General features: G+C 68.8%; 12 protein-coding genes and 2 pseudogenes. 5 read left to right on the forward strand and 9 right to left on the reverse strand.

The window, feature by feature from the left end:
- The first annotated feature begins 646 nt into the window (after positions 1–646).
- Complete coding sequence (locus ACWD5O_RS35580) at positions 647–868, forward strand: transposase (RefSeq protein WP_354967874.1); 222 nt, start codon at positions 647–649, stop codon at positions 866–868.
- Between the two features lie 7 nt (positions 869–875).
- Here ACWD5O_RS35580 and ACWD5O_RS35585 read toward each other — a convergent pair whose 3' ends face one another.
- The 5 genes and pseudogenes from ACWD5O_RS35585 to ACWD5O_RS35605 all read right to left on the reverse strand — a co-directional run.
- On the reverse strand, positions 876–1,469 hold the full coding sequence (locus ACWD5O_RS35585) for a flavoprotein (protein WP_354967873.1): 594 nt from the start codon (positions 1,467–1,469) through the stop codon (positions 876–878).
- Positions 1,470–1,551: 82 nt separating this feature from the next.
- Positions 1,552–2,316, reverse strand: a complete 765-nt coding sequence (locus ACWD5O_RS35590) for an IS110 family transposase (RefSeq protein ID WP_450088004.1) — start codon at positions 2,314–2,316, stop codon at positions 1,552–1,554.
- 93 nt (positions 2,317–2,409) lie between these two features.
- Positions 2,410–3,423 (reverse strand): hypothetical protein, encoded by a 1,014-nt coding sequence (locus ACWD5O_RS35595; protein WP_450088005.1) that lies wholly within the window; start codon positions 3,421–3,423, stop codon positions 2,410–2,412.
- 75 nt (positions 3,424–3,498) lie between these two features.
- Positions 3,499–5,208, reverse strand: coding sequence for a hypothetical protein (locus ACWD5O_RS35600; RefSeq protein WP_450088012.1), 1,710 nt, complete (start codon positions 5,206–5,208; stop codon positions 3,499–3,501).
- 1 nt (position 5,209) lies between these two features.
- Positions 5,210–5,341: pseudogene (locus ACWD5O_RS35605) on the reverse strand (ABC transporter permease); the annotation flags it as partial.
- A 473-nt stretch (positions 5,342–5,814) separates the two neighbouring features.
- Here ACWD5O_RS35605 and ACWD5O_RS35610 point away from each other — a divergent pair.
- On the forward strand, positions 5,815–6,276 hold the full coding sequence (locus tag ACWD5O_RS35610) for a hypothetical protein (RefSeq protein WP_387330909.1): 462 nt from the start codon (positions 5,815–5,817) through the stop codon (positions 6,274–6,276).
- 111 nt (positions 6,277–6,387) lie between these two features.
- Here ACWD5O_RS35610 and ACWD5O_RS35615 read toward each other — a convergent pair.
- Positions 6,388–7,167, reverse strand: a pseudogene (locus ACWD5O_RS35615) (transposase family protein).
- Between the two features lie 223 nt (positions 7,168–7,390).
- On the reverse strand, positions 7,391–7,801 hold the full coding sequence (locus tag ACWD5O_RS35620) for a hypothetical protein (protein WP_450088006.1): 411 nt from the start codon (positions 7,799–7,801) through the stop codon (positions 7,391–7,393).
- 595 nt (positions 7,802–8,396) lie between these two features.
- On the opposite strand from ACWD5O_RS35620, the gene ACWD5O_RS35625 reads away from it, so the two are divergent.
- Both ACWD5O_RS35625 and ACWD5O_RS35630 read left to right on the forward strand, forming a co-directional pair.
- Positions 8,397–9,404: a hypothetical protein gene (locus ACWD5O_RS35625; RefSeq protein ID WP_450088007.1), complete on the forward strand. Its 1,008-nt coding sequence runs from the start codon at positions 8,397–8,399 to the stop codon at positions 9,402–9,404.
- 103 nt (positions 9,405–9,507) lie between these two features.
- Positions 9,508–9,765 carry a DDE-type integrase/transposase/recombinase gene (locus ACWD5O_RS35630; RefSeq protein ID WP_450088008.1) on the forward strand — a complete coding sequence of 86 codons (258 nt, stop codon included), beginning with the start codon at positions 9,508–9,510 and terminating at the stop codon, positions 9,763–9,765.
- A 198-nt stretch (positions 9,766–9,963) separates the two neighbouring features.
- On the opposite strand, the gene ACWD5O_RS35635 is transcribed toward ACWD5O_RS35630, so the two are convergent.
- Positions 9,964–11,514, reverse strand: coding sequence for a DHA2 family efflux MFS transporter permease subunit (locus ACWD5O_RS35635; RefSeq protein WP_450088009.1), 1,551 nt, complete (start codon positions 11,512–11,514; stop codon positions 9,964–9,966).
- Between the two features lie 87 nt (positions 11,515–11,601).
- Here ACWD5O_RS35635 and ACWD5O_RS35640 point away from each other — a divergent pair, with 87 nt between their 5' ends.
- Positions 11,602–12,216, forward strand: coding sequence for a TetR/AcrR family transcriptional regulator (locus tag ACWD5O_RS35640; RefSeq protein ID WP_450088010.1), 615 nt, complete (start codon positions 11,602–11,604; stop codon positions 12,214–12,216).
- A gap of 211 nt (positions 12,217–12,427) precedes the next feature.
- Here the strand turns inward: ACWD5O_RS35640 and ACWD5O_RS35645 are convergent.
- Positions 12,428–13,307 (reverse strand): IS5 family transposase gene (locus ACWD5O_RS35645; RefSeq protein ID WP_450088011.1). Its coding sequence is split into 2 segments (ribosomal slippage): positions 12,428–13,039 and positions 13,041–13,307, totalling 879 coding nucleotides; the frame shifts between segments, so codons are not numbered across the junction.
- Between the last annotated feature and the right edge of the window lie 144 nt (positions 13,308–13,451).

Raw genomic sequence — 13,451 nt, forward strand, 5'->3', positions numbered from 1 at the left:
GCCGGGCCATCACCATGCCCACACTCGGCCAACCGCAGACAGAGATCAACTAATGCCCGAACGATCCATGATCAACCACTAGCGAAAGACCGAGGTTAGGGGCACCTGCGCAGAGGCGCAGCGCGACACCGGCTGCCAAGGGCGGACAAGGAGTGCCCGGCTCCCCCGACGGGGGTCACCCTCAGCGCGCAGGGAGCCCGACAGCGGCGGCGACTTGACATCAGTCGTTGACCTCAACGGTGGCGGCCGAGGCTGGACGAGCGCGGGCGGGTGTCGCCTCGAAGTCGGACCCCATCCTCGAAACCGAGTCCCCGCTGTGCACAACACGGTAATTTCGCGATATGGGCATCATCGGGGGGATAGCATGCGTCTTTCTGATCGTCGTCATCGCGGCGCTCATCGTGTTCTGGGTGGCGCGGAACGCGAAGCGCTGAGCCGTTTTTTCAGGGCCGACGCATCTTCATAGGGCAATTTGGCGCTTTCTACCCGTTGGCGGACTTGCGACATCGGGCGACTAGCGGCTTCGGGACCGGACGCTGCGAAGGCACGGTCGGCCGCCAGCTTTTTCCGACCTCAGTCTGGTCGGCCCTGTCCTAGCAGGACAGATGTCTGTCATGTCAGCCATGAACTCAACCAGGTCGACCTGGTGTTCCTAACGACCTACGCGTCCTGGCTGAACTGGATCGAAGCCGAGTTCGCCGCCGTCCGATACTTCGCGCTCAGCGGCACCGACCACCGCACCCACGCCGAGCAGGACACCGCCATCGGCGCGTACATCCGTTGGCGCAACTACCGCGCCCAACCGAAATCCGGATTCGTCATCAACTCCAAGATCCGCCACCCGGACTACCCGTTCAAGGCTGCATGATGAGGCGCTAGCCGGACTGCCGCGCCAAGTTGTCGGCGGTGCGCTGTCGCTCTCCGGTGGGCTGTCCGGGGACCCGGGCGAACCGCGTCCAGGCGGAGATCACCTGTACGGCGGCGTGCCACGGAACCGGGTCGGCGACCTCGGAGGGCTCGGCGGGCCGGGTCACCGTCACGCCCCAGTGCCGCAGCCGCTCCAGGCTCTCCAGGAAGGCGGGGTGCCGGGCGAGCGCCGGATCCGGGGCCGGCACGGCGACGACCGGCAGGCCGACGGCGATCGCCTCGTTGAGCAGCCGCAGGCCCAGGTTGTCGTTGAGGCCGTACGCCCACTTGTTCACCAGGTCGAAGCTGGCGGGCACGACGGCGAAGGCGTCGGCCGGCGGCAGGGGATGGAGCGTCTCCGGCTGGTCGTCCTCGCGTACCGGATGGTGGGTGAGATCGGCGAGCCCGTCCCGGTCGATCGAGTCGACCGCGTCCGGGGTGGCGATGAGGTGGACCTCCCACCTCAACTCCTGGCAGGCCGTGATGAACGGTCCGAGCTCGACAGCGGGCTCGGCGTGGCAAACGACGAGGTGCAGGACAGGCGATCGTAACTTCCCGGGCATGGCGCTCCTATCGGCCTGAGAGGTCCCCCCGGCGCCAGTCGTGGCGAGAGCCGGCTGCGCGCCGGGACGTCGAGCGCCCGCGTCACCGGCGATCTCGCCGATCGAGTGGCTCCGGATGTCCGTGTGGATCCCGAAGCCGAGAGTATCGAGCCGGCTGCGAACGCGAGCCGTTATCCAGTGAACTGGCTGGATGGATGTGGCGCCGCTCCATCCGAGGAGCTGACCGAGCGGTCGGCCGGGCGTCCTTAAGTGGAGGATTCGGCGGCGCGCCGCCGGGAATCAGGTCGCGGACCAGGACGTGCAGGCGGTTGAGGACGCGAATGCGTTCACCGGCCAGGTCGTCACGGCGTTCGGCCAGCAGCCGCAGCTGTGTGGTGTGGTCCTCGGCGACCACCGCGCGCAACCGCTTGTGGCGCATCGCGTCGTGCGCGACGCTGGCGGCGTCGGCGGGATCGCTCTTGCGGGCACCGCCGATGTCCAGCAGCCGGGCGCGAGCGGCGAGCGTGGCCGGCACGTCGACGACGTCTTCGCCGCCACCGACGAGCAGCTGGGCGATGCCGCGGCCAAGACCGGCGGCGCCTTCCACGGCAGACCGCCGCTGCGGCCAGCGGGCGGCCCACCCCATCAACGTCTTGTAGGTGCCGGCGTTGACCGCCACGCGTCTGACCGTCAACTGCCGGCCGGTGGCATCAGTGGGAGGAGGGCAGGGTCGCGCATCCCAGCCGGAGCACAGCGACCCGGGCAACCATGCTGACCCACTGCTGGCCGGCAAGCAGGTGGGCGAGCCACTCCTCGGCTGGTGGTGTACGCGCCGGGAACCGGCCGCGGCGCCGAGGCCAACCGCCACGGGTCGTCGCGACCGGCCGGTGGCGGGAGCGGATACGGCGGGCGGGCCCGCACCGGTGATTCGGTACGGGCCCGCCGTCGGCCGCCGTGGCGGCTACTTGTTTCCGGTGTTGCTGACCCGGAACGTGTAGTCCGCGTCGAGGAAGGTCAGGTCGCCGGTCGGCAGGTTGGAGACCAGGACGGCGAAGTCGTCCTGGTTGCCGTTGGCGCACCTAGTTTTCAGGTTGCTGGCGGTGAACTGGTCCCCGGTGGACCGGTAGACCCAGTTGCCCGCGCCGTCGGTGGTCTCCCCCGCCGTGGTGGTGCCGGGCGTGAGGTCGCAGTGCGCGACCACCTGGACGGTCCAGTTGTTGTCCTGCGTGCCGGTGGTGGTGAACCAGTCACCGGTCGCCGAGGAGAGGGCGGCGTCGGCTCCGTTGACCCGCACGTCGTCGACGAACCAGCCGGTGTCCAGGTAGGCGGCGTCGGTGGAGTAGCGGAACCGGACGTCGGTGGCGCCCGCCGGCACGGCGGCGGTGAGGTGCACGTAGACCGGGTCGTCCACGAAGTACGCGCCGCCGGAGGTGCCGGTGAGGCCGTTGCCCTCGGTGTTGTTGCCGTGCGGGTTGTCGTCGGTGGTGACGACCTGACCCGCGTCATTCCGCAGCGGCACGGTGACCCACTCGCCGCCGACCAGGGCCTCGACGAAGCCGTAGTCCCAGCCCTCCTCGATGAAGTTCCAGCTCCAGAAGTCCAGCGAGGTAACCGGGCCGGCGGTGTCGACGTCGAGGATGTTGTCGGACTGGCTCTCGTAGCCGGCGTACCAGTGGGTGGTGCCGGTGTGCGGGGCGATGGTCGTCTCATCCTCGCCGTCGAAGGCGAGCGCGACGGTCGGGCCCGGGTTGCGGAACCGCTCGACCGACATGCCGAACGGCACGGCGGTGGTGTCTGGCCGGTTCTTCAGCCGGGCCCACTTCGCCTCCGGGGTGGCTCCCTGGTAGCTGCCCCGGCCCGCCCAGAAGGAACCGTCGGCGATGTCGATGGTCCACGACGTGTCGGCCGGGTCGCCGAAGTTGAATGCCTTGATGTCGTAGACCGGCGAGTCCTCGTCGTCCAGGTAGACCGCCACCGACCAGTCCCGGAACAGGGCCTCGGCGCTGCGCAGGTTGGCACCCGTCGCCGCGTTGAAGGTGTTGATGGCGTCCTACACGCCGGCCATGCCGTCGGCCTGCTCTTCGAAGATGGTCTTGATGAGCAGGTCACCGCGGGCGGCGTCGTACTGCTTGTCCGGGGTGTAGGTGCCGTCGCCGTTGCCGCCGGCCTGCTCCCAGAGGTACTGGAAGTAGGTGAACGCGGCGCCGTAGTTGGCCAACGTGCCGCCCCACCGGGTCAGCGAGGTCTCCTCGTAGAAGACCTGGTGGTTGGTCAGGTGCGAGCCGCCGGCGTCGAGCCCGTTGAGGAAGATGGCGAAGTCGGCCAGCCCCTCGTCGACCCAGGAGAGCTCGCCCGGGTCGCTGTAGTTGTGCAGCAGGTGCTCCAGCTCGTGGGCGACGGTGCCCTCGTACAGCTCGGGCCGGTCGTTTGCCGGGTCGGCGTCGCGCCACGGCGCGTCGTTCGGCCCGACCCGGTTGGCCCAGTCGAGGGCGTCGACCACGATGACGTTCATCCCGTTGCTGTCGATGAAGTCCGGGGCGAAGTAGCCCGCCGTGTAGGACGTCTGCGCGCAGTCGTAGTACGCCTCGTCCTGGATGTTGTAGAGGACCATCACCAGCGAGTCGCTGGCCGGCTCGTCCGGGTCGGCCGCGTCCATCAGGCCGAAGTGCTCCTCGTCCACGGCGACGATCTGGCCGGCGAGCTTGTCGCCGACGTAGTCGATCTGCGCCTGGGTGAGGGCGAACTGGGCCGCCGTGGCGGTGGCGCAGGGGGTGAACCCGTCGCCCGGGTTGTGGTCGAACTGCGGGTCCAGGCTGGCCACCCCGGCCGGCGCGGAGCCGTCCAGCGGGGTGCCCTCCGGGACGTAGATGTAGACCGGGGTGCCGTCGGGGGTGGTGTTGGCGTACACCCGGGTGAAGTCCTGGTTGTACGTCCCACCCGCCGCGCTGTCGTTGATCGGCAGCGTGATGGTCGGCTCTCCGGGAAGGTTCAAGTGGTCGTCCGCCTGTGCGGGGGCCGAGACCGTGAAGGCGAGCGCGGTCACGCCCGCCATCGCGGCCGCGATCCGGCTCGCTCGTTTCATTCGCACGCGGCTGCCTCCTGCGGGTGAGGCTGGGCGGATCGGGCCGCCCAGTCGTCGATGTAACACTTTTGAGCCCTGCGACGCTGCCTCAAACCCGCGCCTGAGCAGGGAATATGGGCTCAGCAGACCACTTCGGACGGTGACTGCGCAGGCCCCCCAGGTCACAGCTGCGTCACGAAGACGAGTCATCCGGCGGGCTCGGTGACCGCCCGGCGGCGCAGCAGCCGCCAGGTCGGCGCGACGCACGCCGCGAGCGCGAGAAGCAGGCACAGGCCGACGACGCCACCGACCACCGGCCACGACCAGGTCGACCGGCGCCCCGACCTGCTCGGCGAGGCCGGCCCGGATGCTCAGCAGACCGGCGAACGCCACGGACCCGCCGAGCACCGCGCCGATCAGCACCACCAGCGCCGACTCCGCCGCGACCAGCCGGACGACCTGCCGCCGGGTCGCCCCGGCCAGCCGGACCAGCCGCAGGTCGGCGGCCCGCCCGGCCGCGGCCATCAGCAGCGTGTTGACCACCGCGATACCCCCGTAACCGGCAGACACCCCGATCAGCAGCAGGGTGGCGAGCCAGACCAGCCGGCCCTCCGCCGTAGTTCTTACGGGCTTTCGCGTCGGTGAGGCGGTGCGGGTCGTCGCCGAACTCGCCGAGGATCCGGGCGCCGAGGACCACACCCAGCATCATGATGCCAGTGACCGCGAGCCACTCCAGCGGGCCCGCCCCCGAGCGGAAGCCCATGACGAGGGCGACCAGCACCACCACCACGAGCGAGATTAGGTTGGCGACCAGCGAGGTCAGCCCGTGGGCGCCGTTGCATTATCTGATGGGGAGGCGCGTTACGCCCGGGTCGGGTTCGCGTGGTGGTCGCGCTGCTCGTGCGGCAGCCGTACAACCCGGAGCGGGACCATGTCGGGATCCATCGGTGAACCGGAGTCGGATCACGATCAACTGGTGTCCGTACGAATGGGGGCGGGCGATGAAGACTCGCAGCGTAGCGTCCACTCTCCATCTCCGCTTGCCCTCCGAAGAGCTCGGGATCGGCCTACGACAGGTGGACAGCGATCTGACCGAGGAAGCAGCGCGCCGGCGACGGACGACGTGTCGGGGAGCTAGAGCACTTCGTCCCGAACACCGTTGCGTCGCATCGTCTGCTGCCCTCGGTTGTCATCCCGTGCCCCCCAGCGCGGCCACCACCCCGTCCGCTGTCGCCACGTGTCGCCCGCATGCGGCACGTTCGCTGCTTCCTCGCTGCTTCCGGTAGTGGTCGAGCGAGCGGTCCCATGGACGTTGACCCGAGCAGCGAGACTGACGGTGTGGATGCCTGGGTGACTCTTATCGCGGCCGTTTCTGGTGCTGGGATTGCGATCTTGGGACAACACATGATTCGGCGAGGTGAAAACAACGCTAGGCTGGCCGAGCTCATGCTCGAGCAGTGCGCTCGGCTCGTGTCGATGTCCGAGGATTTCCGGAACCGAGTGTGGGAGGAACGAGAGCTAGGGCTTCCCGGACGTGTGGACGGCTGGGACCTCGGCGGGTTTCGGCTAGCCGCAGCACGGCTGCGCATCCTGTGCCGTGACCAGCATGTACTCAAGGCTCTAGATGAGCTGAACTCGTCCAGCAAAGCACTCGGAGCATATTGGAGACGAGGGAATGTCGACGCCGGCGAGTTTGCCGACCGCTACGAACAAGTGAAGCTGGCCACCGAGGCGTTCAGCACCGCTAGTGAGAAACTCTTCCGCTAGCGCTTCCGTGGACCAGCGGGGTGCGGCCCGGCTCTGTTGCTGTCCCCGTTGCCGTCGCTAAAGGACGTCTCGTAACACGGTGGAGGCGTTGCCCGGCGGGGGGCTGGGGAGTCAGCCTGCCAGGATGATGTTGTGCAGGTGTGCGATGCCGGAAGCGGTGTCGGTCAATGTGCGGGCGGCGCGGCGGTAGTCGCGCAGGATTTTGAAGCACTTCATCCCTGCCAGGGTGCGTTCGACCTGCGCGCGGACGGTGCGGTGCTGGGCGTTGAGGTCTTCCTTCCAGGCCGGCGGCGGACTGCCGTCGCGTGGCTTGCGGTACGGCATGATCACCTCGCGGTTGCCCTGGTAGCCGCCGTCGGCCATGACCGGACGGTCGGCCCAGTTTCTGGTCGATGCCGGAGGTGCGGTAGACGATCGTGTCGTTGCGGTTGCCGGGCTGCGGGTCACCGAGGGCGATGACCAGGCGGGTGCTGGCGTCGATGGCGACCTGCAGGTTGGTTGAGTACCGGTAGTTCTTGCTCGGCGCGGCCAGTCGATGGTCCCGGGTCGGGATCAGCGTGCCGTCGACGATGGCGATCTGGTCGACCGGCCGCCGGCGCACCGGCGCGAGTGCGAGTAGCGGGCCGAGGGTGTCGATGACCCGGTGCGCTGCGGAGTGCGACACCCCGAACAGCGGGCCGATCTGGCGCATGGTCAGGTTGGTGCGCCAGTACGCCGCGACCAGCAGCACCCGGTCGGGCAGGTCCAGGGCCCACTGCCGGCCCGGCCGGCCGTCAGCGATGGCGTCCCCGCCACGCTCGGCGACCAGGCGGACCAGCTTGCGGAACTGGGCGGTTGCAGCCCGGTGAACGGAAAGATCGACTCGGGGCGCGCTGCGGAGATCACCTGCACCCAGGCATCATCGGCGATCGTCCTCAACAGACAGACGCCGGGGTTACGAGACGTCCCCTAGACCTGCGCATTACGAGTCGGTCCCATGGTGCTGCTCCACCGCCTGGCCGTCGTGCCTAACGTGGTGTCCCGGTCCGGGATTGTCAGCCCGTGCTCGCCGGCTTGGCTGCTCGGATGGCTGCTCGTCTTCGCTGCCCCACCCGGCGTCAGCCGATCAGACCGCTCAGGTCCCGGGTGGTCCCGGGTACCCCAGATGGTTGCCGGCCCAGCCGATGCTCCCGGGCGGTTGCTTCCATTCGTTGGCGCGCCTCTTCGAGATCGACAGGTTTGGCCAACGCTTGCGCGCCGCTTGCCGGCTGGCGCCTACCGCTGCCCCAAGCTCGGGATAGCCGGCCCCGCACATCGCCGCTTGCTCTGCGCTGGCGGATACGAGGTCGGCGAGAAGCCGACGCATCTGCTCCCCTGCCGCCATGCGGGCCAGGTGAGTCCGCATCCCATCCGGGAGGCTCCGCTCTTGGTCTGCACCGCGCTGGGCATCCATGCCAGACGCGTTCAGCCGCTGCGCCCAACTGGCGGCGACAGCACTCAGTTCCCGCCGTAGTTCCTGCCGCTCGTCCGACGTCAGTTCCCGCATCATGGGCTCCTTCGCCAATGGCCTCTCACCTCAGAATCAGCTCGACAACCAACGTTGTCAACCCCTGAGTGAACGGTCTTTTGACCTGCCTGCCGCGGCTGACCCGGGCCTTGACGCCTCGCTTACAAGCTGTGTGCGGCATGTCCGTCCCCGCCTGGGAGCGGCCGTCAGCTCGGAGCAGCGTCCATCCCTGGTCTCGGTGGTGCGTCGGCGTCCGGGGCGATTGCTGTCAGCGTTGCTGTCGACAGCGCCGCCGCTGGCACGTCCAGCTAAGCCCGACCCCCGCCGGGGGAGCGTGGTCACTGTTGTCGGGCAGTGTCAGCGGGTGTCGTTCCCTGTGGTCCCGCCCTCGGTGTCATGCCGGCTGTGACCATTGGAGTCGGTCGCGCACCACAGCGTTCGCTGATTTTCTGCTGACGTGGCGCCTTCTTGACCCCACAGACGCGCCGAGAGGGGCCCCACCAGCCGGTGGGCCCCTCGTCATCTTGTCCACCACGCGTCAACTACGACATGAGTCGCTAGCCTTCCGGTCCATCCCCGCATCGGGGGGCGGTCTTACTTTTGGTATATGACGGTGCGTCGGCGGGCGCCACCGATGTGGCTGACCGCCGTGTTGATGTTTGCAGTTGCCGGTTGCGGGACCGGCACGTCACCCAAACCCGAGCAGGTTGAGGAGCGCCTCAGCGAGATCGCCGCCGAGGCCGAACGGCCGGTCTACTACCTCGGCCCGCGGTTCCGTGATTGGCCGCTGACCGAGGTGGGCGCGGACGACACCGGCCGGGTCGACGCGATCTACGGGACATGTCTCGCGGCCGTTGACGGGTGTTCGCCCCCGCTCGACGTCATCAATCAGCCGCTCGACTTCTCAGCGTGGAGTATGGCCGTCGGTTGCAGGCGCCTGCCGCCGGTCCGTGGCGTCCCAGCAGCGCATTTCGGCGGTGCGCTCGTCCTGCTCACCGGTGACTCGCTGGTCACCGTCGCCGTGACCGGTGATGACACGGCGACCGCCGTCGCCGCAGCGGAGCAGCTGCGCAAGGTAGGTGCGGAGCTTTCCCGTGCGGCGCTTCCGCCGCCGGACACCGTGGCCCTGCATGTCGTCGAAGCTGCCTGCGGGAAGAACCCGGGCGACACCGGTCGCATGGAACCCGAAGAGGGATCGGAACCGGTCGGGGATATGCAGGTGCCTGACTTCACCGTGGCCCGGCTCGGCGGCGGTGACCTCCGTTGGGCGGCGTACCTCGGCGAGCCCGCGGTGGTCGTGGTCGGTGACGTGCCGCACGTGCTCACAGGGATTCAGCGCGTCCTTGCGCTGACCACCAGTTCCCGGCCGGCCGTCATTGGCCTGTTATGGAAGCCGTTCGGGTCCAAAGACGCCCCGGCACCAATCGCGGAGATCGAGCAGGAGGCCGGACAGGTTACCGTTCCAGTTGGTTATGCCGCGATCCCTCGGCCGGCGGTCTGGTTCTTCGACATGGCAGAGGTCGACGCGGCGCAGTCAGGCGTGATCGCGTTCGTCAACGCCGACGGCACCGTCATCCGCCAGGTCCGAACGGACGCGCCCGACGACGCCATATCCGCCGCTCTAGACAGGCTCGCACGCTGACCGGCATGCCTGCCCATCGGGCGAGGGTTGCAAGCCTGCCTTGCTGGAGGCCCTGCGACACACGGTTTAGGAAGGAAGTTGCCCCGCCCCGGTCTACCCCGCGTTGCTCGACGAACTGGTCCCCTCGGCCTGGCACCACGTCGAGCGGTACGCGAACAATCCGATCGAGGCGGATCACAGCCAGCTCAAACACCGGCTACGACCCATGCGTGGACTCTGGACCGACCAGACCGCACAAGTGATCATCGCCGGACACGCCTTCATGCAGAACTTACGACGCGGTCACTACGAACTTTCCGTCGATGTCCCGCCAGCGAAGAGGGTCGCTGCCGCGTTCACCGAGCTGGCCCACGGGATCTGACCGTGGACCCGAAACGGGCTCGCCATCTCCTTGACCCGCAACGCAACAGCGCCGTCGTCGCCGAGCCTCGCTCGGAGACAGAGGGCATGGACCGGGGTTCGGCGGGTGGGAAAGCTGGCGTGTTCATGCTTGGGTGGCCCGTGGGTGAGCCGTCGCGGCGGCTGGTCGGCCACCGCGACGGCGTGTCGTGTGTCTATGTCAGACGGTCGAGAGTTCCCTCGTCGCTTCAGGGTGGGCCGAAGGGGTGGGGGTGCTCGGGGCCGGCGCGGGGCGGCTGGGGAGCCAGATGAGGGCGGCGAGGACACCGGCTGCGGCGATCGCTGCGGCCACCATGGTGCCGGTGTTCATGGCGGCGGTGAATGCGTCGTTGGCGTCCGCGATCAGCCAGCCGGCCACGTCGGCAGGTAGGTGGCCGGCGGCCTGGTGTGCCTCGGCGAGGTCCTCGTTGGCGCCGGGGACTGTGGAGGTCCGCATGGTGTCGCGGTAGTTGGAGGCGACAATGGTGCCGATCACGGCGATGCCGAGTACGCCGCCGAGTTCTCGTACGACGCTGTTGATCGAGCTGGCGCCGGCCGAGCGCTGCTGGGGTACGGCGCTGATCGTGATCGTGCTGGCCGGTGCCATGATCATGCCCATGCCGGCGCCGATGAAGCCCATGATGGTGGCGAGCACCGGGTAGGGGGTGCCGACGGTGGCCTGCGAGAGCGCGACCAGGGCCAGCGCGACGGTGGCGAGGCCGACCGCGACGGTGTAACGGGTGCCGAGTCGGGCGCTGATCGTCGCGCTGGCGGCTGAGGTCGCGGCCAATGTCAGGGCGAAGGGCATCGCGCCCAGGCCGGCCTTGAGTGGGCTGAAGCCGTGGACCATCTGCAGGTACTGGGTGAACACGAACAGCGCGCCGAACAGTGCGAAGAATGTGATGCCCAGGGAAGCGGCGGCCACGGCGAACCCGCGCCGGGCGAAGTCCCGTACGTCGATCATCGGTTCGCGGGTGCGCAGTTCCCAGCCGACGAACGCGGCCAGCAGCAGCAGGCCGGTGCCGGCCTCGGCGGCGGTGGTACCGGACAGCCAGCCGCGTTCGGGTGCCCGGGTGATGGCGTCCACGGCGAGCGCGAGCCCGGCGGCGGACAGTGCCGCGCCGACCAGGTCGAGGCGGCCGCCGCGGCGGCCGGGCAGGGCGGGGACGACGGCGAGCAGGCCGGTCAGCGCGAGCGCGATGAGGGGCAGGTTCACCCAGAACACGCTGCCCCAGGCGAAGTGGTCTAGCAGCAGTCCGCCGGTGACCGGTCCGAGTACCACGCCGACGCCGGCCGCTGCCGACCAGATCGCGATGGCCTTGGGTCGTTCCCGGGCGCGGAAGAGCTGGATGATCATCGCCAGGGTGGCGGACATGACGAACGCGGCGCCCAGCCCCATCACGGCGCGGAAGCCGATCAGCGTTTCGGGGGTGTTGGACAGTGCCGCGGCGGCGGAACCGCCCGCGAAGATCAGCATGCCGGCGGCCATCGCCCGGCGGAAGCCGATCCGGGCGCCCACGCCGCCGACGATGATCAGCGTCGCGGCGAAGACCAGTGTGTACGCGTTGTTGATCCATTGCAGGTCGGCGGTGCCCGCGTGCAGCGCGCTGGCGAGGGTGGGCAGCGCGGTGTTGAGGATCGTGTTGTCCAGGGTCACCACCACCAGCGACAGGGCCAGGATGCCCAGTGCGGCCCAGCGGCGAGGGTGACCGGTCTCGGTGTTCGCGTTCATGGCTGCCACGTCCTTCATTGACCTTACGACCGTTAGCTTACCGGCGTTAGGCTAGCATCATCGACTAACAGGTGTAAAGTTACGGGCGTGAAGAATGCTGAGGAGGCCGCCGGCACCCGTCGCCGCAACCGTCGTGGCCAGGGCGCACTGCTGCGCGAGGACATCCTGCGCGCCGCGGCAGGGATGATCGAAGAGACCGGCTCCGATGAGCCCGTGACGCTGCGCTCTGTCGCCCGCGAGGTGGGCATCGCCGCGCCGTCGATCTACGCGCATTTCCCGGATCGGGAGGCGATCGTCGACGCGGTCATCGACGACGCCTTCGCCGAACTGAGCGCGGAGGTGAGCACCGCGGTCGCGGCGTACACCGACCCGGTCGACCGCCTGCTGGGCGGCTGCCAGGCGTACGCCCGCTTCGCCACCGACTGCCCCGGCCGCTACCGAATGCTGTTCGGCCGCAGTCCCAACCCGGAAGCGCCGCTGCGCGAGGTCAGGATGCGCGCCTTCCAGCCACTCGTCGACTCGGTCGCCGAGGCCGTCCAAGGCGGACGCTCCTCCAGCACCGACCCCTTCGGCGACGCCACTCTCATCTGGACCGGCCTACACGGCGCCGTCGCCCTCCGCGCCGCGACGCCCATGTTCCCCTGGCCGCCCCTGGACACCGTGGTCGAGGAACTAGTCCGCCGCCTCGGCCGAATCAAATAAGCCAACCAATCCGACCGCGATGAAGGGCGACGGGTGGATGTAGCGGTGCGGTGGAAGGGGCCACGGCACCGTCCACCGCACCCGTTGCGTTATTGACGCGTCTGTGTCGCGCGTCGGCGGCCAGCGGGCCGAGGATTCTGCTAGGAGTTGCCGACCGCGCCGACCCGCAGCGTGTACACCTCTCCGGCCTAAGGCGTGTTTCATAAGCAGGTCAGAGCCACTCGGTGATGATGGTGATGGTGAGGACGGCTTGGAAGCGGACGGCCAACTTGTCGTATCGGGTGGCGACGCCGCGGTGGCGTTTGAGACGCGCGATGCCGTTCTCGACGGCGTGGCGTAGCCGGTAGAAGTCTCGGTCGAAGGCGGGTGGGCGTTCGCCGCGGGAGCCTTTGGCTTTGCGGTGGGCGTCCTGGTCCTTCTTGCTCGGGATGCAGGCTTTGATACCGCGTGTCCGCAGGTAGCGGCGGTTGCCGCGCCTGGTGTAGGCCTTGTCGGCCAGGACCACATCGGGGCAGGTCCGGGGCCGGCCCACCCCGAGGCGGGTGACCCGGATGCGGCGCAGGACCGGGATGAACTGCAGACTGTCACCGCGGTGCCCCGCGGTCACCACCATCGACAGGACCTTCTGGCCCTGCTCACAGGCCAGGTGCGTTTTCGTGGTCAGTCCGCCACGGGAACGGCCCAGCGCCTGATCGGCCGGCTCGTCGTGCACCCCGCCGGGCGGTTCCTTCTGCAGGTGGCCGTCCTTGCGGGCGCCGGCGGCGTGCTGATGGGCGCGGCTGGTCATCGAGTCCACGCTCACCGTCCACCCGAACCGGCCCTTGCGCATCACCGGCGGCCTGCAACGCCGACAGGATCTTGTCCCAGGTTCCGTCTCGCTGCCAGCGGCGGAACAGGCCGTAGACGGTGGGCCAGAGCGCGTACTCGGCCGGGACGTCACGCCACGGCGCGCCGATCCGGATCCGCCACCGGATCCCATCGATTAGCTGCCGTTTCTCCCACTTCGGCGGACGACCGTTACCCGACACGGCAGGCAGCAGCGGAGCGAGCCGCTGCCACTGCGCGTCCGTGAGGTCGTGCCGCCTCGTCACCGCTAATACTCCAGCCGGGGTTGTTGACCTTGGCTGAGCTGTGGCTCGATGCGGTGTGGGAACGAGGGCAGCCACCGTCGATCATGGACGGTTGTGTGGACTGACCATGACGCAGCGGTGGCTGCCGGATACAGGGTAGACGCC

The organism is Micromonospora sp. NPDC005161, from assembly GCF_053599855.1.